This is a genomic window from Buchnera aphidicola (Kurisakia onigurumii) (genome assembly GCF_039394605.1).
Lineage (GTDB): Bacteria > Pseudomonadota > Gammaproteobacteria > Enterobacterales > Enterobacteriaceae > Buchnera_I > Buchnera_I aphidicola_B.
In genome coordinates, this window is sequence record NZ_CP135033.1 from 395953 (window position 1) to 421467 (window position 25515).

General features: G+C 19.2%; 21 protein-coding genes, 1 tRNA gene and 1 other RNA gene. 15 read left to right on the forward strand and 8 right to left on the reverse strand.

All coding sequences use genetic code 11. The annotated features are described in order from the left end of the window. The first annotated feature begins 12 nt into the window (after positions 1-12). Complete coding sequence (gene recD, locus RJU59_RS01755; RefSeq protein ID WP_343155081.1) at positions 13-1839, forward strand: exodeoxyribonuclease V subunit alpha; 1827 nt, start codon at positions 13-15, stop codon at positions 1837-1839. On the opposite strand, the gene argA is transcribed toward recD, so the two are convergent. Further along, on the reverse strand, positions 1826-3160 hold the full coding sequence (gene argA, locus RJU59_RS01760; RefSeq protein ID WP_343128495.1) for an amino-acid N-acetyltransferase: 1335 nt from the start codon (positions 3158-3160) through the stop codon (positions 1826-1828). The genes recD and argA overlap by 14 nt on opposite strands. A 118-nt stretch (positions 3161-3278) precedes the next feature. Then, positions 3279-3355: transfer RNA gene (locus RJU59_RS01765), tRNA-Met, on the reverse strand. A gap of 397 nt (positions 3356-3752) precedes the next feature. Here RJU59_RS01765 and nusB point away from each other — a divergent pair. Both nusB and RJU59_RS01775 read left to right on the forward strand, forming a co-directional pair. Then, entirely contained in the window at positions 3753-4178 is a 426-nt protein-coding gene (gene nusB / locus RJU59_RS01770; RefSeq protein WP_343128496.1) for a transcription antitermination factor NusB, read from the forward strand. Between the two features lie 6 nt (positions 4179-4184). Next, on the forward strand, positions 4185-4514 hold the full coding sequence (locus RJU59_RS01775; protein ID WP_343155082.1) for a TusE/DsrC/DsvC family sulfur relay protein: 330 nt from the start codon (positions 4185-4187) through the stop codon (positions 4512-4514). A 32-nt stretch (positions 4515-4546) separates the two neighbouring features. Here the strand turns inward: RJU59_RS01775 and cyoE are convergent, their stop codons facing one another. From cyoE to cyoA, 5 genes are all read right to left on the reverse strand, one after another. Then, the gene (gene cyoE, locus RJU59_RS01780) at positions 4547-5410 is read right to left on the reverse strand and encodes a heme o synthase (protein WP_343155083.1); all 864 of its coding nucleotides are present in this window, start codon (positions 5408-5410) and stop codon (positions 4547-4549) included. Next, the gene (gene cyoD / locus RJU59_RS01785) at positions 5407-5736 is read right to left on the reverse strand and encodes a cytochrome o ubiquinol oxidase subunit IV (protein WP_343128499.1); all 330 of its coding nucleotides are present in this window, start codon (positions 5734-5736) and stop codon (positions 5407-5409) included. The genes cyoE and cyoD overlap by 4 nt, the downstream gene beginning before the upstream one ends. Further along, complete coding sequence (locus RJU59_RS01790; protein ID WP_343155084.1) at positions 5736-6350, reverse strand: cytochrome c oxidase subunit 3; 615 nt, start codon at positions 6348-6350, stop codon at positions 5736-5738. The genes cyoD and RJU59_RS01790 overlap by 1 nt, the downstream gene beginning before the upstream one ends. Continuing rightward, complete coding sequence (cyoB, locus tag RJU59_RS01795) at positions 6343-8334, reverse strand: cytochrome o ubiquinol oxidase subunit I (protein ID WP_343155085.1); 1992 nt, start codon at positions 8332-8334, stop codon at positions 6343-6345. Before cyoB ends, RJU59_RS01790 begins: the two co-directional genes overlap by 8 nt. 82 nt (positions 8335-8416) lie before the next feature. Continuing rightward, positions 8417-9274: a ubiquinol oxidase subunit II gene (cyoA, locus tag RJU59_RS01800; RefSeq protein WP_343155086.1), complete on the reverse strand. Its 858-nt coding sequence runs from the start codon at positions 9272-9274 to the stop codon at positions 8417-8419. Positions 9275-9633: 359 nt separating this feature from the next. On the opposite strand from cyoA, the gene RJU59_RS01805 reads away from it, so the two are divergent. The 9 genes from RJU59_RS01805 to RJU59_RS01845 all read left to right on the forward strand — a co-directional run bounded on the left by RJU59_RS01805 (position 9634) and on the right by RJU59_RS01845 (position 21758). Beyond that, positions 9634-9924, forward strand: coding sequence for a BolA family protein (locus tag RJU59_RS01805; protein ID WP_343155087.1), 291 nt, complete (start codon positions 9634-9636; stop codon positions 9922-9924). 238 nt (positions 9925-10162) lie between these two features. Then, positions 10163-11470 (forward strand): trigger factor, encoded by a 1308-nt coding sequence (locus RJU59_RS01810; RefSeq protein ID WP_343155088.1) that lies wholly within the window; start codon positions 10163-10165, stop codon positions 11468-11470. A gap of 42 nt (positions 11471-11512) precedes the next feature. Beyond that, a complete protein-coding gene (gene clpP / locus RJU59_RS01815; protein ID WP_343155089.1) occupies positions 11513-12136 on the forward strand; it encodes an ATP-dependent Clp endopeptidase proteolytic subunit ClpP in 624 nt (207 codons plus the stop codon). Between the two features lie 99 nt (positions 12137-12235). Beyond that, positions 12236-13525: an ATP-dependent Clp protease ATP-binding subunit ClpX gene (clpX, locus tag RJU59_RS01820; RefSeq protein WP_343155090.1), complete on the forward strand. Its 1290-nt coding sequence runs from the start codon at positions 12236-12238 to the stop codon at positions 13523-13525. A gap of 146 nt (positions 13526-13671) precedes the next feature. After that, positions 13672-16011 (forward strand): endopeptidase La, encoded by a 2340-nt coding sequence (gene lon, locus RJU59_RS01825; RefSeq protein ID WP_343155091.1) that lies wholly within the window; start codon positions 13672-13674, stop codon positions 16009-16011. Positions 16012-16250: 239 nt separating this feature from the next. Beyond that, positions 16251-16706: a SurA N-terminal domain-containing protein gene (locus RJU59_RS01830; protein WP_343155092.1), complete on the forward strand. Its 456-nt coding sequence runs from the start codon at positions 16251-16253 to the stop codon at positions 16704-16706. 46 nt (positions 16707-16752) lie between these two features. Further along, positions 16753-18084: a peptidylprolyl isomerase gene (locus tag RJU59_RS01835; protein WP_343155093.1), complete on the forward strand. Its 1332-nt coding sequence runs from the start codon at positions 16753-16755 to the stop codon at positions 18082-18084. Between the two features lie 151 nt (positions 18085-18235). Next, entirely contained in the window at positions 18236-19987 is a 1752-nt protein-coding gene (locus tag RJU59_RS01840) for an ABC transporter transmembrane domain-containing protein (protein WP_343155094.1), read from the forward strand. Positions 19988-19997: 10 nt separating this feature from the next. Next, positions 19998-21758: a SmdB family multidrug efflux ABC transporter permease/ATP-binding protein gene (locus RJU59_RS01845; protein WP_343155095.1), complete on the forward strand. Its 1761-nt coding sequence runs from the start codon at positions 19998-20000 to the stop codon at positions 21756-21758. Positions 21759-21773: 15 nt separating this feature from the next. Here RJU59_RS01845 and ffs read toward each other — a convergent pair. Beyond that, positions 21774-21872: signal recognition particle sRNA small type (gene ffs, locus RJU59_RS01850), an RNA gene on the reverse strand. A gap of 102 nt (positions 21873-21974) precedes the next feature. On the opposite strand from ffs, the gene dnaX reads away from it, so the two are divergent. From dnaX to htpG, 3 genes are all read left to right on the forward strand, one after another. Next, on the forward strand, positions 21975-23066 hold the full coding sequence (gene dnaX / locus RJU59_RS01855) for a DNA polymerase III subunit gamma/tau (protein ID WP_343155096.1): 1092 nt from the start codon (positions 21975-21977) through the stop codon (positions 23064-23066). 88 nt (positions 23067-23154) lie between these two features. Continuing rightward, positions 23155-23487, forward strand: coding sequence for a YbaB/EbfC family nucleoid-associated protein (locus RJU59_RS01860; protein ID WP_343128512.1), 333 nt, complete (start codon positions 23155-23157; stop codon positions 23485-23487). Positions 23488-23551: 64 nt separating this feature from the next. Then, a complete protein-coding gene (gene htpG, locus RJU59_RS01865) occupies positions 23552-25489 on the forward strand; it encodes a molecular chaperone HtpG (RefSeq protein ID WP_343155097.1) in 1938 nt (645 codons plus the stop codon). The last annotated feature ends 26 nt before the right edge of the window (positions 25490-25515 follow it).

Consider the following 25515-nt stretch of genomic DNA (forward strand, 5'->3'; position numbering starts at 1 on the left):
AATATTAAAAAAATGAAAATAAAAATAAAAAAATTACTGCAAGATGCTGCAAAAAATAAAATAATAAATTTATTTGATTTTTATTTTTCTACTATTTTATTTGATCAATATGAAGTAGAAATTATTTTCATTGCCGCTTGTATTAGTTATTATTATAATATTGGAAATATATATCTTCCTATTTCCGTAATCGAAAAAAAAAAAGTTTTTTTGCATCAAAAAAAATACAATAATATAATAAAAAAAATTTGGAAGTGTGTAGATAAAGTTAAAGATTGGAACAAATATTTAAATAATCATAAATTGTTTAAAAAAAAATCAATTTTATTTCCAATTATAATTGTAGATAACAATATATATTTAAAAAAAGTATGGGAACAAAAAGAATATATAAAAAAATATTTTTTAAAAAAAAAAAAAGATTTTAAAATAAATTTAAATAAAACAAAAAAAATTCTTGATATAATGTTCAAAACAAAAATTGATAAATATCAAAAAATATCTATAGTATTATCATTAATTAAAAAAATTACATTTATTATAGGAGGACCAGGAACAGGAAAAACAACAACTGTACTAAAAATACTGCTTGCTATTATTAGAATAAAAAATCATAAAAACATAAAAATTAAATTATGCGCTCCTACAGGTAAAGCTTCTTTTAAATTAATTGAATCCATAAATAATTCTATAAAAAAAACCAATGTTTCAAAAAAAGAAAAAAAAATATTACCAAAATCATCAAATACTATTCATAGTTTTATATTAAAATATAAAAAAAAAAAATATTTAAATAAAAAAATAGACTTTGATGTATTAATAATAGATGAATCTTCTATGATTGATATTAATATCATGTATGAATTAATAAAATTAATACCAATAAATTCTCGAATTATATTTTTAGGAGATTATAATCAATTACCTTCTGTTCAATCCGGATCCATATTAAAAGATATTTGCAAAAATTTTGATAATACATACGATATATTTACAGCAAAAAAAATTAATTTTTTAATACAAGAAAAAGTTTGTGTTACACAAAAAAAATACTTAAATATTAAAAATAATATTTGTATTTTAAAAAAAAATTACAGATTTTCAAGAAAATCAAATATACATAATTTTTCTACATGGATAATAGAAAAAAACATGATTTTAATAAAAAATATTTTAAAAAACAAAATGAATGAAATACATTATTTTAATTTTAAAAATATAGATAAATATTTTTTACTATTGAGAAAAATGTCAAAAAATTTTAATACATATTGGATCAGTGTTATTAAAAATAACAAAATAATGGAAATATTTGAAAATTTCAATAAATTTCGAATATTATGTGTTATAAATGAAGGAATTTTTGGAGTAAAATTTATTAATGAATATTTAGATAAATTAATGTTCAATAAATATCATAAAAAATTATTTTTTAATAAAAATAATAAAAAAGAATTTGTAGGAAAAGTAATACAAATTACAAAAAATAATAAAATATTAAATATTTTTAATGGAGAAATAGGAATATTTTTGTTAGATAAAAAAAATAAAATTAAAATATTTTTTTTATCTCAAGAAAATAAATTTAAAAAAATTAATCCTCAAATAATTCATGATTATCAATCAGCATGGTGTACTACTGTTCACAAATCTCAAGGTTCAGAATTTGATAATATTTTTTTAATTTTTCCAAATAAATATATTCATTCTTTAAATAATCAATTAATTTATACTGCTATCACAAGAGCAAAAAAAAATATTTATATATTATCGAAGAAAAAAATAATTTATAAATCTATACAAAATGAATATTCTAGAAAAAGCATTATTTTTTTATAATATCTAAAATAAGTATTTTATAATCATTTTTTTTAAAATAAATACTTTGTACATTATCTGGTAAAAAATCAATTCTCGTTAATAAAAATCCTTTTTTTTGAAACCATGATACTTTATTTTTTGTAAAAATAAATATTTTTTTTAAATTAATTTTTTTTGCTCTAGATTTAATTTCACATAATAATAAATCTTCCTTATATAAGTTATTATAATCAGGATGAATAGAAAAAAATGATATTTCTCCAATTCGATCTTTTAAAAAAGAATTTAGCGCAACACAAGCAATTACCAATTTTTCTTTTTTTATAACAATAAAATTATCAATTTCATTTTCTATTTTATTCTTATATTTATCATTATAATTTTTTTTATTATTTGTTAAATTAATTAATTTTAATATTCCATTAATATCAAATATTGATGCTTTTTGTATTTTTTCTGAAGGTTTTATTACTATTTGTGTTCCTGTTCTTTTAATATTAAAAACTTCTCTCAATAATGTATCTTTTTCTTTATAACTAATAAAATGAATTTTCGAAATTCCACTATTACAAATATTTATTGCATTTTTTAAAAAATAAATTATTTTTTTTTCTACATAAAATTTATTTTTTTGAATATAATAAATGTATTTTTTTAAACTTTTAATAGAAAATTCTGAAATAATTTTGTTCGTATTAAAATCTATAATACCTTTTTTATCTAAAAATATTAATATCTTATCTGCTTTTATTTCAATTGATATATAAGATAAAATATCTTGATATGAAATATAAAAACATTCTCCAGTTACAGAATGAGCTATAGGACTAATTAAAATAATTGAATTATTATTCAATTGAAAATTTATTAATTCTGTATTAATACTTCGTATTTTACCAGTATATAAATAATCAACTCTATCTAAATTTCTTAAAGGTTGTGCTGTAATAAAATTACTTCCAGATATGATATTAAAAAATTTTTTTTTTAAAAAATAATTATCTAAATTTGCAGAAAACCCAGAGATAATATCTATTTGTATTTTTCCTGATATTTCTTTTATAATTTTTAAAATTTCAATATTAGTAATTTGAATTTGTTTATGAGATAAATAAAGAATCTTTTTTTTTTTAATTGCAGAATTTACCTGGTGAGAAATATCATATATTATTACTATTTTTATTCCTAAACTATGTAATAAAATTATATCTTGTATAATTTCAAAAAAATTTAAATCATAAAATATTTTTGATGTGAACATAATTACAAATTTTTTATCTTTACATGTATTTAAATAAGGTAAAAGATATCGTAATTTCTGAATAAAATTCGATTTCATAATATTTGTCCAGTAAACAATAAAAAAATTTATAAATATAGTTAATTCAAAAATATTTACTTTATATAAACTTAATATTTTTGAATTAACTATATTTATAAATTTATTTTATATAATTTGGTTGCGGGGGCTGGATTTGAACCAACGACCTTCGGGTTATGAGCCCGACGAGCTACCAGACTGCTCCACCCCGCTTCTTTTATTTTAAATTAAAATAATAACACATTTAATGTTTATCGTCAAACTATTTATTTTTAAATATAATTTTATATACAATAACGTCAATAATAATTTTTATATAAAAAATATTAATTTAATTAAAAAAAATAAATTAAAAAAATAAAATAACGTGGTATTATTAAATAATTAAATTAAATATTATTTTTTTATAAATTTATCAATATATATTTTATAAATAAAAATTTTTATTTTCAATAAAAATATAAATATTTAAATAATTTTTTAATATATTTTAATAAATTTTTATGAACAAAAAAAATAAAAAATTTTTTATTGAAAAAATATAAAAATATTAAAAATAAAAAATTTAACATACTTAACATAATAAAGAAATTATTTAAGAGAAATAATAATGTTAAAAAAGGGTTCTAGAAGAAAAGCTAGAGAATATGTTTTACAAGCAATTTATGCTTGGCAAATTTCTGATAATTATATTCAAGATATCAAAATACAATTTTTAAATAAAATAAAAAAAAATCAAGCTGATTTATTATATTTTCAAGATGTACTCATGGGTATATTTAAATATCATATTTATCTAGATAAACTAATGAAACCTTATTTATCTCGATCTTTAAATAAATTAGGACAAATAGAAAAAGCAATATTACGTATATCTTTTTATGAATTATCAAAACGTTTAGATATTCCATATAAAGTATCTATTAATGAAGGAATCGAATTAGCAAAATCTTTTGGAGCAGAAGATAGTCACAAATTTATTAATGGAGTATTAGACCAAGCTGCATTAAAAATACGTTTCTCTATAAAAAAATAAAATAATATGAAAAATATAAATAAAAAAGTTAAAATTAAAAAAGATAATTTCGGATATTTAATAAATTATTTAGATTGGAATGAATCTATAGCTAAACAAATCGCAAGAGAAGAAAATATTTTATTAAATTCAAATCATTGGGAAATAATATATTTTATAAGAAATTTTTACATTGAATTTAATATTGTTCCTCCTCTTAGAATACTATCTCAATCTTTAAAAAAAAAAATTAAAAGAAAAATAAATAGTTGCGATTTATTTAATTTATTTCCTAAAAATCCAATATTACAATCTAGTAAAATTGCAGGAATACCTAAACCTAATCAATGCATATAAAAAATTAATATTTTTTATTAAAAATAAAAAAATTAAAAACTAATTATAATAGTTAAATTAAAAATTAATATAATAAAAATAGAAAAAATAAAAATTAAACGAGAATATGAACGTAAATAAAAATCAAAAAATTCAAAAAAAGAAATCATTAACCATAATATTCCAAAAATAAAACACGTGAAAAAACAAAATAAATTAATAAAATTATTTATATATAAAAAAAATAAAAATAACAAAAATAAAAAAATACTAATAATAATACAAATACGGGTACACTTTATACCATATACTATTGGAAAAATTGGTATTTTTATAATTTTATAATCATTAAGTCTAAACAAAGAAATAGAATAAAAATGAGCTAATTGCCAAAATACTAATATTAAAAATAATATTAAAAAACATAAATCAATTTTGTTAGAAACTGAAGAATATCCTATAGATACAGGAATAGAACCAGAAATACTTCCTATTAAAGTAGAATGTACTGAATTTCTCTTCATGAAAAAACTATAAACAATAACATAAAAAAATAATCCAATACATCCTAAAAAAAAAGATATGTTATTAACATAATAAAATAATAAAAATAACCCTATACAACCAGTAAAAAAAGCAAAAATATAAGCAGATTTTATAGTAATAATTTTTTTTACTAATACTCTATTTTTAGTTCGAGTAATCATTCGATCAATATCAGAATCAATTATATTATTAAATATACAACCTGAAATAATAATTAAAATAACACCAATCGATGATATATATAATAAAAATAAATTTATATTTTCTTTAGAAGCTAAAAAAAAACCGCCTAAAAAAGAAAAATAATTTCCAAAAACAATACCAGGTTTAATTAAATTTAAATATTTTTTAAACTTAAAAAAATTTTTCATGATTGTAGTAAATTACTATGTAAATTATACATAATCCAGATAGAACCAAAAATAATAATAACTATGATTAATAAAGAAAAAATGGAAATAATTAAATTCCATTTTAAATTTTTAATTTTTTTAATATGCAAAAAATATAATATATGAACCATAAATTGGATTGTTAAAAACAATATTAAAATAATATAAGTTTTTTTATTAGAAAAAATAGTATAAAAAGTTATAAAAAAAGACAAACAAGTCAATATTAAAGAATATAATAATCCTAAAAAATATAAATTAGATTTTTTCGAAAAAAATAAATTTTTTTTAATAAAATTAAACATTAAAGTAATCCTATTAAGTAAATAAAACTATATAAAAACAACCAAATTATATCCAAAAAATGCCAAAATAAACTAAAACAAAAAAAATTAGTATAATTTTTTTTATTAATTCCAGATAAATAAGTTTGAGATATTATAAATATAATCCAAATTAATCCTGAAAAAATGTGTATAGCATGAACAGATAACAATGTAAAAATGCTTGATAATAAACCATTTTTTTGTGGAGAAAAACCATGTTTAATGAAATTATACATTTCAAAAACTTCTATACATAAAAATAATAATCCCAATATTAAAGTTAAAAATAACCAATAATACATTTTTTTTATTTTTCTTTTTTGAAAATGTAAAAAAGAAATTCCACAAGAAAAAGAACTGAATAATAAAACCAATGTTTCTAAAAACACAGTTTTTAAACTTATTGTATTTTTATTTAAAAAAAAATGCATAGAACTACTTTTTATTACAAAATAAACAGAAAAAAAAGATGCAAAAATAATACAATCACTCATTAAATATAACCAAAATCCTAATATTTTTTTGCTTTCTAAATTAATTTTAGAACTATTTTCTTTTTCTTTTTTATAAGCGAAAATAATTTTTTTAGTCATTTTTAACGATTCCTTTATTCTCAAAATTACTTGTAATAGTTTTTATTTTTGATGCTTTTAATATATAAAAATCATTATCTTGTATACTAAAAATAAATAAACATATTACAACAGCAGTATTAGCAAGAACAAATAACCACCATATATGCCAAACAGCAGAAAATCCGATTATCGTACTTAATAAACCAATAAAAAAACCTAATGAATTATTTTTAGGAATTTTTAAATCCGAAAAAATTTTTTTATCAGAAAAAATATTTTTTTTATTTATATTTTTTTTATTATACCAAAAAGAATCTTTGGAAGTTACATTGGGCATATGAGAAAAATTATATATTGGAGGTGGAGATGATGTTGACCATTCTAAAGTTCTTCCATCCCAAGGATCTCCAGAAATGTCTAATTTTTTTTTCAAATCACGAATCGAAACAAAAAATTGAATTAACTGTGAAATAATACCACTAGTTATTAAAAAAGTTCCAAAAATAGAAATAGTTAAAAGAGGATGATATTCTGAATCAATATTTTGACTAATACGACGAGTCATTCCCATTAATCCTAAAAAATATAAAGGAATAAAAGTAACAAAAAAACCAATTATCCAAAACCAAAAAGATATCTTTCCCCATTTTTCATCCAATTTAAAACCAAAAATTTTTGGAAACCAATATGTTATTCCAGAAAAACAACCAAATACTACACCACCAATAATGACATTATGAAAATGAGCAACAAGAAACAAACTATTATGTAATACAAAATCAGCAGGAGGTAAAGATAAAAGTACTCCTGTCATCCCACCAATAGAAAAAGTAATTATAAATCCAATAGCCCAAAGCATAGAAGAATGCAGTGTTATTCTTCCTTGATACATAGTGAAAATCCAATTAAATATTTTTACTCCTGTTGGTATTGCAATAATCATAGTAGCTATACCAAAAAAAGAATTTACATTAGAACCTGCACCCATGGTAAAAAAATGATGTAACCATACTAAAAATGATAATACAGTAATTGATAATGTAGCCCAAACAAGAGATGTATATCCAAACAATGCTTTTCTAGAAAATGTAGAAACTACTTCTGAAAATATTCCAAAAGCTGGTAATATTAATATATACACTTCAGGATGACCCCAAATCCAAATTAAATTAACATACATCATAGGATTTCCTTCCATGGTATTTGTAAATATATGAAATCCTAAATAACGATCTAAAGTTAATAAAATTAATGTTCCAGTTAAAATTGGAAAAGAAGCTAATATTAAAATATTAGAACATAAAGCAGTCCAAGTAAAAACGGGCATTTTAAACATGTCCATAGTTTTAGTTCGTAATTTTAAAATAGTAACTAAAAAATTTATTGCAGTTAAAGTTGTACCAATTCCTGCTATTTGTAAACTCCAAATCCAATAATCTACACCTACTCCAGGGCTATAATCAATACCTGATAAAGGAGGATATGCCAACCAACCTGTTTTAGCAAATTCCCCTACCCCTAAAGAAATATTAATTAATATTGCTCCAGCAGCTGTCATCCAGAAACTTAAATTATTTAAAAATGGAAAAGCAAAATCTCTAGCTCCTATTTGTAAAGGAACAACAAAATTCATCAAACCAATTACTAAAGGCATAGCGACAAAAAAAATCATGATCACACCATGAGCGGTAAATATTTGATCATAGTGGTTTGAAGGTAAAAAACCTATTCCATTTTTTGAAGATGCAAAAAATTGATGAGTTCTCATCATAACAGCATCTACAAAACCTCTGAATAACATAATTACACCTAAAATAAGGTACATCACTGCTATTTTTTTATGATCAACAGAAGAAATCCAATTGAACCAAATATGTTTCCATTTTTTAATATAACTAATATATAAACCAGTTATTATTCCTATAATAGAAATAAAAAAACATGTAACCATAATAATAGGTTCATTAAATGGAATAGATTGCCAAGTTAATTTTCCAAACATAATGTACTCTCTTTAATAATTATTAAATCATTATTTCTATTAATAAAAAATTTTTGGATGAATTATTTTTTAATTATTAAATTTAATGTATTTGATGCATAGAGAATTTCTTTATTACTAAATTAAAAAAATTTGTATTTACTGTAGAAAAATATATTACTTCATATTTTTTATTTGGTTTCAATAATTTGATAAATGATTTATTTTCCTGTAATTTATAAGGATAACTTTTTACATTCATAACCCATTTATTAAAAGAATTTCTATTATTAGTAACTAATACAGAAAATTTCATATTAGAAAAACCTTCTCCACTATAATTAGAAGATATTCCTTTAAAATTACCACAATGGTTTGCTATCAAATTTAAATTAGTCTGCATACCAGGCATAGAATAAATTTGACTTCCTAAAGCAGGAATAAAAAATGAATTCATAACTGTATTTGAAGTAATTTTAAAATTAACAGGTGTATTTACTGGAATGACTATTTCATTTATAGTAGCAATTTTTTCTTCAGGATAAATAAATAGCCAACGCCAATCTAAAGATATTACATTAATTTTAATTGCTTTGTTATGTGAATGTATTATTTTTTTTTGATCTAATTGATGTGTTGTATTCCAAGATAAAATACTTAATATAGTTATAATAACTATAGGAAAAAACCAAATTAATGATTCTATTTTATTAGAATGAGACCATTCTGGTTTATATTGTATTTTTTCAGATTTTTTACTATATTTATAAGAAAAGAATATAGTCATAAAAATAACAGGTATTACTATACATAACATCATAAAAAAAGAAATTCTAATAAGATTGGTAATTTTAAAACCTATTTCTCCCTGAGGATATAATATTACTGGATTACAACCAGAAACTAATAAAGATATTAATATCACCAATCTCATTTTTTTAATAATTCTTATTAAATTCATAAAATTTACCTAAAAATAATTATATTTTATAAAGTTTTAAAATAAAAAATAATAAAAAATTTAAACATGAATCATTAACAAATAAATTAAAAATATAAAAATAATTTTATTTTTTTTAAATATAAATGATTAAAAAAAAAAATAAATTTATTATATTAATATTTTATAAATTTTTGCTAATTTTTTTATAATATAATTATTAAATAATCAATTATAATTTTAAATTGATTAATTCTTTATTTTAATAAACTATTATAGTATAAATATAAAAAATATTTAAGTATATCAAATTATACTGTATAATTTAAAAATAAAAATTCATTCATTTTAATAAATCAATCAATATAAGATTATAATTTATGAAAAATAAAATAATAAAAGTTTTAAAAAAAAATATTGATGTTGATCATATACAGATTTTTGATGAAAGTTATTTACATCGTAATAAAAATAAATTACATGTTAAAGTTATAATAGTTACTAAAATTTTTTATGGTATTTCTTTAATTGAAAGACACAAAATAATACATAAAATAATAGAAAAAAATTTTTATAATAAAATTTATGCGTTAGATTTATACACTTATTGCACTTCTGAATGGATTAAAAAAAAATTTTTTCAATCAAAAAAATGTATTAATAAAAATTAAATTAATATCTGTTCATCAAACATATAATTAAAAATATATTTTTATGATAAAAAAATATATTTTTTTAAAATTCTATATAAAATTTCAAAATACCTATTTTAAAATTTTTTATCCAAATACAATTCTATTATCCTCGAATCATAAAATTTATATAGATATAATTTAATAAAATTACTATTATTCATATAAATAATTAAATAAAAAAAGTAAAAATTTTATCATTTAATAAGGTTATCATGTGAAAAATACTATAAAAAAAATTAATAATTTACAATATCAATTCATGTTAAAAATATCTAATCAAGAATTAGAAAAATTAACTAATGTAGAAATAAATATATTAAAACGTGAAACTATATTAAATGGATTTCGTAGAGGAAAAGTTCCTCTTAAACTTATACCTAATTTTAATATTAAAAAAATTCAAAAAAATTTAATAGACACATTATTGTCTAAATCATTTAAAAAACTGATAACAGAAAAAAATATTGAACCTATTTACCATAAAAATATTTTTTACGAAAAAAAAATGCAAAAAAATAATTTAATTTTTTTAATCAAATTTGAAAAATATCCTAATTTTAAATTAAAATATTCTAAAAAATATAAAATAAAAAAAATATTAATAGATATAAACAAAAAAAAAATAGATAAAATACAAAAAAAATTAAATGATAAAACAAAAAATTTTCAAAATTTTATTAATTTTAATTCTTACGTGACAATAGATTATAAAATTTTTTTAAATAATAATCTTTTAACAAAATTTTCAAAAAAAAATTTTTCATTTATATTTGGTTTAGGAGAAATAGATTATGCGATTGAAAAAAATATTATAGGAATTCAAAAAAATAAAAAATTGAAAATAAAATTCAAATTCTCCAAAATACATCCTGAAAAAATTCTACAAAATAAAGAAGTAATAATTGAAATATTAATAAAAAAAATAGATGAAGGTAAAAATTTATATTTTTTAAAAAATAAAAATCATATTTTTCATGATATAAAAAATAAAAATCAAAATAATAAAAATTTAATTAATACAATTAATAAAAAATTTAAAATAATAAACAAAAAATATATAAAATTCCAAATTTTTCAAAAATTGCTATATCATAATCCAATTTTAGTACCATCCGAATTAGTTAATAATGAAATACAAAACATAATAAAAAAATCCAAAGAAAAATATAAACAAAATATTAATAATATATTTTCGTATTATTCTGAAAATTCAAATTTATTAGAATCTATTAGAAAAATAAAAATAAATTTATTTATAAGAAATATTATTGAAGTTAATTCTATTGAAATAGATAAAAAAAAAACAGAAAATTTATTTCAAAAAATAAAAAAAATATTACATGAAAAAACAAAATTACAAAAAAATAAAAAAAATTTTGAAAAATTTTATGAATATTTAAATTCACTTATATTAAAAGAACAAGTATTACATCATTTATATGAAAATATAGGATTCATAAATAAAAAAATTATTTTTTCAGAAAATACAATTAATATGTTATATCAAATAATTAAAAATTAATTATTTGATATTAAATTCAACTAATTCAATTAGGAATATAATATGAATTATCATTCATCATTAACAAAAAATAAAAATCAAATGAATTTGATACCTATGGTTATAGAGCATACACATTCAGGAGAAAGATCTTATGATTTATATTCTAGACTATTAAAAGAAAGAATTATATTTATTTCTGGAAATATAGAAGATTATATGGCTAACATTATTGTTGCACAACTATTGTTTTTAGAATCTGAAAACCCTGAAAAAGAAATTTATTTGTATATTAATTCTCCTGGAGGTGTAATTAGTTCTGGTATGTCTATATATGACACTATGCAATTTATTAAACCTCCTATTAGTACAATTTGTATAGGACAAGCCTGTTCAATGGGAGCTGTATTATTATGTTCTGGAACTCCGGGAAAAAGATTTTCTCTACCAAATTCTCGTATTATGATTCATCAACCAATAGGTGGATTTCAAGGACAAGTATCAGATATCGAAATCCATACTTTAGAAATTATCAAAATAAAAAAGAAAATGAATAAACTTATTTCATTTCATACAAAAAAATCAATCAATGAAATTGAAAAAGATACTGAAAGAGATCATTTTTTATCAGCAAAAAAAGCTATTAAATACGGTTTAATAGATGCTATCTTAACTAAAAGAAAATAATTGTTTTAATTTTATTAAAAATAAATAAAAAATTTAATTTTAATTATATTAAAAATGTTTATAAAAATATTTATTTCACAATAAAGAGGATTAGATAGAATGAACGATGAAAATAATAAAATTAATAAAAAAGTTTTAATTTGTTCATTTTGTGGAAAAAACCAAAAAGAAGTACAAAAATTAATATCTGGACCTTCTATATTTATATGTAATGAATGTGTAAAATTATGTAACAGTATAATTATTACAGAATTAAATAAAGAAAAAAAAGATAAGAAAACAAAAAAATTTTTAACTCCAAAAAAAATAAAAGAAAAACTAGATGAATATATAATCGGTCATAAAAAAACTAAAAAAATATTATCAGTAGCAGTTTATAATCATTATAAAAAAAATATTAAATATAATAATACTGGAATAGAAGATATCGAATTAAGAAAAAGTAATATTTTATTAATTGGACCTACAGGTAGCGGAAAAACTTTATTTGCAGAAACACTAGCAAAAATATTAAATGTTCCATTTGTTGTATCTGATGCAACAACATTAACAGAAGCAGGATATGTAGGAGAAGATGTTGAAAATATTTTACATCAATTATTACAAAAATGTAATTTTAATATTAAAAAAGCAGAAAAAGGAATCATATATATAGATGAAATTGATAAAATTTCTAGAAAATCAGATAATATTTCTATTACAAGAGATGTATCAGGGGAAGGAGTACAACAAGCATTATTAAAATTAATAGAAGGAACTACAGCTTCAGTTCCTCCTCAAGGAGGTAGAAAACATCCTAATCAAGAATTTATTCAAATTAATACTTATAATATACTTTTTATATGTGGAGGAGCTTTTACAGGGATAGAAAAAATAATAGAAAAAAGAATATCGAAAGGCACAAAAATTGGATTTAACGCTATTTTAAACAAACGAAAAAATAAAAATAAAAAAAATAATACTTTACAAGATGTAGAATCAGACGATTTAATTAAATTTGGATTAATACCAGAATTTATTGGAAGATTACCAATTATTACCACTTTACAAAAATTAAAAGAAAAAGATCTGAGTGACATTCTATGTCTTCCAAAAAATTCTTTAACTAAACAATATAAAAAATTATTTCAATTAGATGGTGTAAAATTAAAATTTGATAAAGAAGGAATAACAGCAATTGCAAAAAAAGCTCTTAAAACAAAAACAGGAGCAAGAGGATTAAGATCTATTTTAGAAAATATATTATTAGAAACAATGTATAATTTACCGTCATTAAAAAATGTAGATTCAGTTTTAATTGATAAATCTGTGGTAAATAAAAATAAAAATCCCTTAATCACTTTTAAAAAAAATAAAATAAATGATATAAAATACAATAATACAAAATAAATAAATTATTTTTATATATATAAAAATAAAATTATTGAACAGTATAAAATTGATATTTTTAATTTTTTATTTAAAAAAAAATTATATTATTTATTTTATTGAAAAATAGTACTAAATAATATTAGAATAATTAAAGAGAAATTTCTATGAATCTTAATTCTCCTGAAAAAATTATAATACCTGTATTACCATTGCGAGATATAGTAGTATATCCAAAAATGGTTATTTCATTATTCGTAGGTAGAAAAAAGTCTATTCAATGTATTAAAAAATCTATGGAAAATGATAAAAAAATTATATTAGTAACACAGAAAGATCCTTCATTAGATAAACCCCTTTCAACTGATTTATTTAATATTGGAACAATTTCTTTAATTTTACAAATGCTTCAATTACCAGATGGAACTATCAAAATATTAGTACAAGGTATTAATCGTACAATTATTGAAAGTATTAATGATGATAAAAATTATTTTACTGCATCAATAAAAAAAATATATTATTCACCTACCGAAATAACACAAGAACAAAAAGTATTAATAAAAATCGCAATAGAAAAATTTGATAAATTTACAAAAATTAATAAAAAAATACCTGTAGATATACTCGAATCATTAAAAAAAAATAATCAAGCAGAAGAAATATCAGATATAATAGCAGCAAATATCCCTTTACAAATTTCTGAAAAACAATCTATTTTAGAAACTTTTGATATAAAAAAAAAATTAGAATATTTAATAAAAAAAATAGAATCAGAAATAGAATTATTAGAAATAGAAAAAAAAATTAGAATACGTATTAAACAACAAATGGAAAAAAGTCAAAGAGAGTATTATTTAAATGAACAAATCAAAGCCATTCAAAAAGAATTAGGAGATATTGAAGATATTCCTGACGAATATGAAAAATTAAAAAATAAAATAAAAAAAACAAAAATGACAAAAGAAGCAAAAGAAAAAGTACATTCTGAATTTAAAAAACTAAAAATGATGTCTTCTATGTCTGCAGAAGCTTCTGTAATAAGAAGTTATATAGATTGGATCTTAGAAGTACCATGGAATAATTCAAGTAAAATAAAAAAGGATATTGCAAAAGCTAAAAAAATACTAGATCAAGATCATTTTGGATTGAATACAGTTAAAGAAAGAATTTTAGAATATTTGGCAGTTCAAAATAGAACCAAAAAATCTAAAGGTCCTATATTATGTTTAGTCGGACCTCCAGGAGTTGGTAAAACATCTTTAGGAAAATCGATAGCTCGTGCTACTGGTAGAAAATATATTAGAATTGCACTTGGAGGAATTAGAGATGAAGCAGAAATAAGAGGGCATAGACGTACATATATTGGATCTATGCCAGGAAAAATTATTCAAAAAATGGCAAAAGTAAAAGTGAAAAATCCTCTTTTTTTATTAGATGAAATAGATAAAATGTCTAATGACATACGTGTTGATCCAGCATCTGCTTTATTAGAAGTATTAGATCCAGAACAAAATTTTACATTTAATGATCATTACTTAGAGCTCGATTTTGACTTATCCAATGTTTTATTTATTGCTACTTCCAATTCTACTAACATACCTTCACCATTATTAGATCGAATGGAAATTATTAAAATTTCTGGTTATACAGAAGAAGAAAAAATCAATATTTCTAAAAATTATTTAATTGAAAAACAAAAAAAAAGAAATGCAATTAAAAAAAATGAATTAACTTTAAATGAAGAAGTATTAACCAATATTATCAGATATTATACTCGTGAATCTGGAGTTAGAAATTTAGAACGAGAAATATCTAAAATATGTAGAAAAGTTGTAAAAAAAATATTTTTAGATAAAAAAATAAAAAATATTGTAATCGATAATAAAAATTTAAAAAAATATTTAGGAACAAAAAAATTTGACTATGGAAAAACCAATAATATTAATAAAATAGGACAAGTTATTGGATTGGCATGGACAGAAGTTGGTGGAGAATTACTAAATATTGAAACAGCATGTATTTCAGGAAAAGGAAAATTAATTTTAACAGGTTCTTTGGGAAAAGTTATGCAAGAATCTATACAAGCTGCTTTAACAGTAGTTCGATCACAATCAAAAATATTAGGAATAAAAAAAGATTTCTATGAAAAATGTGATATACATGTTCATGTTCCAGAAGGAGCTACTCCTAAAGATGGACCAAGTGCTGGAATTTCTATGTGTACTGCATTAGTTTCTTCTTTAACTAAAATTCCTGTTAGATCAGATGTCGCTATGACTGGAGAAATTACTTTAATAGGTCATATTTTAAATATTGGAGGATTAAAAGAAAAAATTCTAGCTGCTCACAGGGGAGGTATTAAAACAGTATTGATTCCTTATGATAATTTAAGAAATGTTGAAGATATTCCTAAAAATATAACAAAACATTTAAATATATACCCTGTAAAAACAATTAGGGAAGTATTAAAATATTCATTAGAAAAAAATCCTTATGATCAATAATTTTTTATTTTGTATATTATAATAATCAATGATGCTGGCATCGAATATTGCCAGCTTTATATTTATTTATAAAATATGTTATTATCAATTCTATAAAAATAAAATATAATTTTTTATAATTTTAAATTTTAAGAAATATTTAAAAAATATTTTAAATATTTCTTAAAATTATTATAGTACTAAAAAATTTTTATTTATAAAAATATATTTTTAATAAAAATGGAATAAAAAAAATTAAAATGAATTATTTAAAAATTTGTTCTAAAAAAAATATAATTAAATTGATATTATTTATAATAATAATTGCAATTATTATTGATAATACTATTATTTTATTTAAACATATGAATAAAAATACAATTGCTAAAATAAATAATATTAAAATTAAAAAAAATACAATTATAGAATTATATAAAATACAAAAAATAGAAAGAAAAAAAATATTTGGAGAACAATTTAAAAATATTATTAATAATAAAAATTATATAAAACAAAATAAAAAAAAAATATTATCCAAAATAATTCATGAAATAATTTTAAATAATTATTTAAAAAAAATTAATTTTTCAATTAATAAAAATAAAATTCAAGAAAATATTCTTAATAATATTAATTTTTCTAAAAACAAAATTTTTAATTATGAAAATTACTTAAATTTTTTAAAAAAAAAAAAAAATAAATATACAAGAATATGAAACTTTTATACAAAAACAATTGATTCGAAATAGTTTTTTGAATAACTTGATTCAAAATACTAATATTTTAAATTATGAAAAAAATTTAATTTTAAAATTATTATCTGAAACAAGAACAATTAGAACTAAAAATATAAATATTTTTTCTTTTTTTAAAAAAAATAAAATAAAAAATAAAAATTTAATAAATTTTTATTTAAAATATAAAAAAATTTTTTATTATCCTAAAAAATATAAAATTCGATTTATAAAAATTCAAAAAAAGAAATTATTTAATTATAAATATATAAATAAAGAAATTATTCCATTATATTTAAAAAAAAAAAATAAAATTTTTGTTCAAGAAAAAAGAAATTATTCTGTTATTCAATTAAAAACAAAAAAAGAATCAGAACAAATTGTACAAAAAATTAATAATGGAAATAAGTTTGAAGATTGTGCAAAAAAAAAATCTATAGACTTTATTTCTGCTAAAAAAGGAGGTAATTTAGGATGGCTTCCATTAAGATATATTCCTGAAGAAATAAAAAAAGTAAACATAGAAGAAAAAAATAAAAAAATTCACATTGTTAAATATAAAAATAATTTTTTAGTTTTTAAACTAAATGGAAAAAAATATCAAAATATAAAAAAAAATAATCAAAAAAATTATATGATAAAAAATAAAATTTTAGAAAAAAAATTAAAAAATTATGTTAAAAAATATAAACAAAAAATATTAAAATTATTATTTTTAAAATCATATAATATACATAAATTATCTAAAATAACCAAAATACCTTATTTACAAACAAAATGGTTAAGCAAAAATCAAATTTATAAAAAATTCAATTTTAATAACAAAAAAAATAAAATATTTAAAATAAACAATAATAAAAATAAATTTTTATTTTTAAATAATAATAAAAAATATTATATTTTAGAATTTTATAAAACCAAAAACAAAAAAAATAAAACATTTTTAGAATCAAAAAAAATCATTAAAAATATAATCAGATATTATCAAGCTGAGAAAAAATCTAAAAAATACGCATTAAAAATAATTAATGTTTTAAAATCATCTAGTAAAAAAAATAAAAATTATTTTAATTTTAGTAAAAAAAAAATTATACATAGATATGATAATAAACCAATTAAATCATTAGTATTTCAACAACCTATTCCAAAAAAAAATAGAATTATATATTTAATTACTAGTAATATTAATAATAATATTAAAATTATAATTTTATATAAGAATGACTATAAAAAATTTTCTGAAGAAAAAATCAAAAAAATTGTCAAAATATTGTTAAAAAATAAAAAAATAAATATTTTAAATATTTTATTTGATATTTTATATAAAAAATCTTTAATAGAATATCAGAAAAATAATTAAATAAAAACTATAAAAATTTTTAACAAATCAATTGTAAAATATATTTTTAATATTTGATATATAAAAATATAATTTTTATATATTAAGTAAAAATATTTTTTTATATAAAAAAATATATAAAAAAATTTATATACTATAAATAAGGAGTTATGTGAAATTATTCAATCAATTAAAATGGTACTTCTTAAAAGAATGGAAACGTTATTTAGGATCTGTAATATTATTACTCATAATTGCGATTTTACAATTATTTCCTCCAAAAATAATAGGAAAAATAGTTGATTTAATCATAAATCAAACATCTAAAAACTATACAGTTATACCTTATATTATATTAATGCTGATAATTGCAATACATATTTATATTTTTCGTTACATATGGAGAGTATTACTATTTGGAGCTTCATATAAATTAGCAGTTGAATTAAGAATGAGATTCTTTACTGCTTTAAGTAAAAAATCAAATAAATTTTATTTAAAAAATAGAACAGGAGATTTAATTACTAGAGCTACAAATGATGTAGATAAAGTAGTTTTCGCAGCAGGAGAAGGTGTTTTAACATTAGTTGATTCATTAATAATGGGAATTTCTGTTTTTTTTGTTATGTGTTCTCAAATAAGTTTAAAATTAACATTAATTTCTTTAATTCCTATGCCAATAATGGCGTTAATTATTAAAAAATTTGGAAAAGAACTATACGAAAAATTTTTATCGTCACAAAAATCATTTTCTATGTTAAATGATCATACACAAGAATGTCTTAGCAGTATTAGAATGATACGATCTTTTGGTTTAGAAAACAATCAATTTAAAAAATTTAAAATTATAGCAGAAAAAGCAGGATCAAAAAATATAGAAGTAGCAAATGTAGATTCTAAATTTGATCCTGTAATTCATATATCAATATCTGCATCTAACTTAATTGCAATAATATATGGAGGATGGTTAGTTTCAAATAAAATAATAACTTTTGGTCAATTGACTAGTTTTATCATGTATTTAGGATTAATGATATGGCCTATGTTAGCGCTAGCTTGGATGTTTAATATAGTAGAAAGAGGCAGTGCAGCATGGGAAAGAATACAAAAAATAATATCTTATGAAAAAAAATATGATAATAATAAAAAAATAAAAATACCTAAAAATTTTAAAAAAATTACAGTAAATATAAAAGAATTTAAACATTCTATAAAATCTAAAAAAATATTAAAAAATATATTTTTTAACATTACAAACGAAAAAATATTGGGAATATGTGGACCTACTGGATCAGGAAAAACATCTATTATAAAAATTATACAAAATAATTATAAAAAATATACGGGAAATATTTTATATGATTGTACTTCTATATTTGATATAGATGAAAAAGAATGGAGAAATTCTCTATCTATCGTAAATCAGAATACGTTCTTATTTTCTGATACTATCTATAATAATATTGCGTTAGGAAATCCTAATGCTTCATATCAAGAAATTCAAAAAGTATCTAAAATAGCTAACATTCATGAAGAAATAATAAAATTTCCTAAAGGATACTATACCGAAGTAGGTGAAAAAGGAATTATGCTATCAGGAGGTCAAAAACAAAGAATTACAATTGCCAGAGCTTTGCTTTTTAATTCTAAAATACTAATATTGGATAATTCATTTTCTGCTGTAGATGGAATAACTGAGAAAAAAATTTTAAATAATATCATTTTATGGAAAAAAAATAATAAAAAAACAATTATTTTTATTGCTCATAGATTATCTTCATTACATATCTCAGATAAAATTATTGTAATAAAAAATGGTATGATAATTCAAAAAGGAATACATGACAAATTAATTCAAGAAAAAAATTGGTATCAACATACCTTTAATAACCAAAAAATAGAAATAGAATTAGGAAAAATTTAAATTAATAAAAATGAAAAATAATATAAAAAATAAACCCTTAAAATTTTGGAATACTCTAAAAAGATTATTAAAATATGGAATTGTATGGAAAAAATCATTAATATTTGCGTTAATATTATTAACTTTTGCATCTGTATTTGAAATATTATGTCCTTTACTAATTAGTGTTTTCATTAAACAAATAATTAATTTTAAAAATATTAATAAAACACTGATGCTATTTTTAATAATCGGATTTATTATTTTTCAAATAAGTGCTGCTATATTAAGTTTTATCGAAAGTATTATAATTAATAAAATATCAGTAAGAATTATACAAATTATTCGTACAGATACCATGAAAGCAGCATTAAACCAACCTATTTATACTTTTGATAAAAAATCTATAGGACAAATTATTTCTAAGGTAACAAATGATACTGAAAATATTAAAGAATTATATGATACTGTTGTACCAACATTAATAAGAAGTATAATACTAATTGCTATAATGATCATTACAATATTTAGTCTAGAATGGAAAATGGCTATTATTGCATCTAGTATGTTTCCAATAGTAATTATTGTTATGATAATTTATCAAAAATATAGTATTCCTTTATTAAGACAAACAAGATCTTTATTTGCTGAAATAAATAATAATTTTAATGAAATAATTAATGGAATGAATGTTATTCAACAATTTAACCAAGAGAAAAAATTTTATAAAAAACTTAAAAATATAAACTTTCAACATTATTTATTACGCATGAAAATATTAAAACTTGATGGATTTTTATTAAGACCTTTATTAAGTTTATTAACTACTTTAGTTTTATGCGGTTTAATGACATTACTTAGTTTGTATTCAACAAATATGTTCGAAATAAGTATTTTATACACTTTTATAAATTATTTAGGACGTCTTAGCGAACCGTTAATTGCAATAACAAATCAGCAATCTATATTACAACAATCTGTTGTATCAGGAGAAAGAGTATTTAATCTTATTGATTCTAAAAAACAAAAATATGGAAAAATTGATCATAACATTAAAAATGGAAAAATAGAAATTAAAAAATTAAATTTTTCGTATAAAAAAAATCATCCAAATATATTAAAAAATATTAATATAAATATTAAACCAAAAGAATTTGTTGCATTTGTTGGAAGTACTGGTAGTGGAAAAACTACTTTAGCACATTTATTAATGGGTTATTATTTAAATTATAATGGAAAAATATTAATTGATGATATTTCTATTAAAAATCTTACAAAAAAATCTCTAAGAAAAAGTATATCTATAGTTCAACAAGAACCTATAATTCTAGCTGATACGATATATAATAATATAGATTTAGGAAGAAATATTTCAGAAAAAAAAATATGGGAAATTATAAAAAAAATACAATTAGATCCTATTATTAAAGAAAATTCGAATGGAATACATTCTATTTTAAAAGAACAAGGAAACAATTTATCGACAGGAGAAAAACAACTTTTATCATTAGCACGAGTATTAGTCAATCCACCTAAGATATTAATATTAGATGAAGCTACTTCAAATATTGATTCTGAAACAGAATTAAAAATTCAAAAAACTTTAGATTTAATTCGTAAAAAAACCACTTTGATTAGTATAGCACATAGACTTTCTACTATAGTACATGCTGATAGAATATTTTTTTTCTATAAAGGGAAAATAAAAGAAGAAGGTAATCATATTAATTTAATGAAAAAAAAGGAAAAATATTGGAAAATGTATAATTTACAATTAAAAGAAGAAAAATAGTATATATAAAAAAATCTCTGTTAGCAATTTTTAATACCTAAAAAATTTTTGAAATAGCTGCTTTCTTCCGAACCTGACTTGTTTTTCAAAATTATTAGAATTAAAGAACTAACAGAGATTAATTATTAAAATTTAAAAAAATATTTTTTTATTTTTTATTAATGTTATCATAATAATATATTATAATAAAATTGTAAATAAAAAATTTAATAAATTATGAAATATGAAATTCTTGCCAGAAAATGGAGACCGCAATCTTTTTCCGAAATAGTTGGACAAAAATATATCGTTCGAGCATTAAAAAATAGTATTTCTTCTCTCCGAATTCATCAATCTTGGATATTCTATGGTTCCAGAGGAACAGGTAAAACTTCTTTAGCAAGAATATTAACCAAATCGCTCAACTGTAAGTTTATTAAAACAGGAAATCCATGTAAAATTTGTTCTTCTTGTATGGAAATACAAAAAGGAAATTTTATTGATTTAATCGAAATAGATGCAGCTTCCCGCACTAGAATTGAAGATATAAAAGAAATATTAGAAAACATGCAATATTCTCCATCTAAAGGAATTTATAAAGTATACTTAATTGATGAAGTGCATATGTTATCTAATCATAGTTTTAATGCATTATTAAAAATTTTAGAAGAACCTCCAAAACATGTAAAATTTATATTAGCTACTACTATAATTAAAAAAGTTCCGGATACTATCATTTCTAGATGCTTATGTTTTAATTTAAAAAAAATCAATAAAAAAGAAATATATCAACATTTAAAAAAAGTTTTAAGACATGAAAAAATAGAATATGAAAAAAATGGATTAAAAATTATATCAGATAAAGCTGAAGGAAGTATTCGTGATGCATTAAGTATTGTAGAACAAACTATTTCTATGGGAAATGAAAAAATTTTTACTGCTGACGTTCTAAATATATTTGGTATGTTAAAAAAAAAAAATATTATTTCTATTATTAAAAATATTTTTCTAAAAAAAACAGAAAAATTATTTCAATGCATAAAAAAAATAGATAGTTTAAATGTAGATTGGGAAGAATTGTTAAATGAAATGATTATATTAGTACACCATATTGCTATAATAAAAAATTTTAATAATTCAAAAAAAAATTTTATGCATATGAATACAGAAAACCAAAAAAAAATAGAAGAAATATCTAATTATTGCCATATAGATAAAATTCAATTATATTATAAAATATTAATAATAGGAAAAAAAGAATTAAAATTAGCTCCAAATCCCAAAATAGGAATAGAAATGATATTTTTTAGACTTTTAGACCTAAATTAATTATTTTTAATATACTATTTACTTGAAAAATATTTAAAACAATATTTAAATCAATATATTTTAATAAAAATTATTCATAAGGTATATAATGTTTAAATCTGATAATTTAACAAACTTAATGCAACAAGCAAAAAATATGCAAGAAAAAATGCAATTTATGCAAAAAGAAATAGAAAAATTAGAAGTAATAGGTGAATCAGGAGCAGGGTTAATAAAAGTTACTTTATTTGGAAATAATCAATGTAAAAAAATTCAAATTGATCCAAGTTTATTAATAAAAAAAGAATTAGATATTTTAGAGGATTTAGTAGTAGCTGCATTTAATGATGCATTAAGAAAAATTACTGAAGAAAAAAATAAAAAAATGTCTACTATTTCTTCAGGAATAAATTTTCCTACAAATTTTAATTCTTCTTCATAAAAAAATTTTAAAGTATTGAATATAATTTAAAAAAAAATTAAATATATATATTTAAGGAAATAATATGTCTACAACAAAAAAAATAAAAAAATATCAATTTCAATCGGAAATTAAACAACTATTACATATAATGATTCATTCATTATATTCTAATAAAGAAATTTTTTTAAGAGAATTAATATCTAATGCATCTGATGCTTTAGATAAATTGCGTTTTTTATCTATTACATCTAAAAAAAATATAAAAAATCACAAACCTCTTCGAATTAGAATTTCTATTAATTCAAAAAATAAAGAATTAATTATTGATGATAATGGAATAGGAATGACAGAAAAAGAAATAATTGAAAATTTAGGTACAATAGCTAAATCTGGTACTAAAAAATTTTTAGAATCAATGAAAAATAACAAAAATGAAAATATATCTTTAATAGGAAAATTTGGAGTGGGTTTTTATTCTTCTTTTATAGTATCTGATTCTGTTTGTGTACATACACGATCTATTCATGCAAAATCTCAAGATAGTATATTATGGAAATCATCTGGTCATGGTAATTATTCTATTGAAAAAAAAGAAAAAAATAGCATTGGTACAAAAATAACTTTAAATATAAAAACAGAAGATAAAGAATTTTTAGAATTGTGGAAAATCGAAAATATTGTAAAAAAATATTCTGATCATATTAATTTTCCTGTTGAAATACAAAAAAATGAAGAAATACAAAAAAATGAAGAAATACAAAAAAATGAAGAAATACAAAAAAATGAAGAAAAAAAAATAAAAAAAGAAAAAAAAATAATATGGAATCAAATAAATAAATCCAATGCATTATGGACATTAAACAAATCAGAAATAAAAAAAGAAGAGTATATTAATTTTTATAAAGAATTTACAAATGATACACAACCACCTTTATTTTGGATACACAATAAAGTTGAAGGAAATATAGAATATACAAGTTTATTATATATACCAAAAAAATCACCTTGGGATATGTGGAATAGAGAAAATAAATATGGATTAAAATTATACATAAAAAAAGTATTTATAATGGAAAATACTAATCAGTTATTACCAAATTATTTACGTTTTGTTAAAGGTATAGTAGATGCCAATGAACTGCCTTTAAACATTTCAAGAGAAGTATTACAAAAAAATAAAATTGTTAAAAATCTAAAAAAAACAATTACTAAAAAAACATTAAATTTACTACAAAAAATATCTAAAAAAAATCCAGAAAAATATCAAAAATTTTGGAATGAATTTGGTATAATATTTAAAGAAGGACCTGCTGAAGATATGGAAAATAAAAATATTATTCTTGATCTTTTAAGATTTACATCTATTAATAATAAAAATATAGAACAAAGTATATCTTTAAGTCAATATGTAAAAAATATGTTACCTAACCAAGAAAAAATATATTTTATTACTAGTGATAATTATACATCTGCAAAAGATAGTCCTCATTTAGAATTATTTAAAAAAAAATCTATAGATGTTCTATTATTATCGGATCGAGTAGATGAATGGATGATGAATTATATACATGAATTTGATGGAAAAAATTTTCAATCAATAAATAAACAAGATAATTCAATAGATAATTTAATAAAAAAAGATAAAAAAGAAAAAATTGATGAAAATATTATAAATTTATTAGAAAAAATAAAATTATTATTAAAAAAAGATATTACTGATGTTAAAATAACACACAAATTAGTTAATACACCAGCAGTACTAGTAACTGATTCTAATGAAATGACTACTCAAATGGCAAAATTATTTTCTTCTGCAGGACAAAAAATACCTCCATTAAAATATGTATTAGAAATTAATCCTAAACATGATCTCATAAAAAAAATATCTTTAATTAAAAATGAACAATTAATACAAGAATGGATATTATTTCTTTTTGAACAGACATTATTAATTGAAAAAGGTAGTTTGGAAAACCCAAACAAATTTATCACAAGAATTAATAAAATTTTAACCTTATAATTATTTTATAAAATATATATATAAAT

What these genes read in the sequence shown, in the direction of transcription:
- RJU59_RS01790 (WP_343155084.1), bottom strand. Translation starts at nt 6,350, where the DNA reads ATGACTAAAAAAATTATTTTCGCTTATAAAAAAGAAAAAGAAAATAGT.
- RJU59_RS01845 (WP_343155095.1), top strand. Translation starts at nt 19,998, where the DNA reads ATGAAAAATAATATAAAAAATAAACCCTTAAAATTTTGGAATACTCTA.
- cyoE (WP_343155083.1), bottom strand. Translation starts at nt 5,410, where the DNA reads ATGAAAAATTTTTTTAAGTTTAAAAAATATTTAAATTTAATTAAACCT.
- cyoB (WP_343155085.1), bottom strand. Translation starts at nt 8,334, where the DNA reads ATGTTTGGAAAATTAACTTGGCAATCTATTCCATTTAATGAACCTATT.
- cyoA (WP_343155086.1), bottom strand. Translation starts at nt 9,274, where the DNA reads ATGAATTTAATAAGAATTATTAAAAAAATGAGATTGGTGATATTAATA.
- lon (WP_343155091.1), top strand. Translation starts at nt 13,672, where the DNA reads ATGAATCTTAATTCTCCTGAAAAAATTATAATACCTGTATTACCATTG.
- RJU59_RS01860 (WP_343128512.1), top strand. Translation starts at nt 23,155, where the DNA reads ATGTTTAAATCTGATAATTTAACAAACTTAATGCAACAAGCAAAAAAT.
- RJU59_RS01805 (WP_343155087.1), top strand. Translation starts at nt 9,634, where the DNA reads ATGAAAAATAAAATAATAAAAGTTTTAAAAAAAAATATTGATGTTGAT.
- RJU59_RS01775 (WP_343155082.1), top strand. Translation starts at nt 4,185, where the DNA reads ATGAAAAATATAAATAAAAAAGTTAAAATTAAAAAAGATAATTTCGGA.
- dnaX (WP_343155096.1), top strand. Translation starts at nt 21,975, where the DNA reads ATGAAATATGAAATTCTTGCCAGAAAATGGAGACCGCAATCTTTTTCC.
- recD (WP_343155081.1), top strand. Translation starts at nt 13, where the DNA reads ATGAAAATAAAAATAAAAAAATTACTGCAAGATGCTGCAAAAAATAAA.
- RJU59_RS01830 (WP_343155092.1), top strand. Translation starts at nt 16,251, where the DNA reads ATGAATTATTTAAAAATTTGTTCTAAAAAAAATATAATTAAATTGATA.
- clpP (WP_343155089.1), top strand. Translation starts at nt 11,513, where the DNA reads ATGAATTATCATTCATCATTAACAAAAAATAAAAATCAAATGAATTTG.
- cyoD (WP_343128499.1), bottom strand. Translation starts at nt 5,736, where the DNA reads ATGTTTAATTTTATTAAAAAAAATTTATTTTTTTCGAAAAAATCTAAT.
- argA (WP_343128495.1), bottom strand. Translation starts at nt 3,160, where the DNA reads ATGAAATCGAATTTTATTCAGAAATTACGATATCTTTTACCTTATTTA.
- htpG (WP_343155097.1), top strand. Translation starts at nt 23,552, where the DNA reads ATGTCTACAACAAAAAAAATAAAAAAATATCAATTTCAATCGGAAATT.
- clpX (WP_343155090.1), top strand. Translation starts at nt 12,236, where the DNA reads ATGAACGATGAAAATAATAAAATTAATAAAAAAGTTTTAATTTGTTCA.
- nusB (WP_343128496.1), top strand. Translation starts at nt 3,753, where the DNA reads ATGTTAAAAAAGGGTTCTAGAAGAAAAGCTAGAGAATATGTTTTACAA.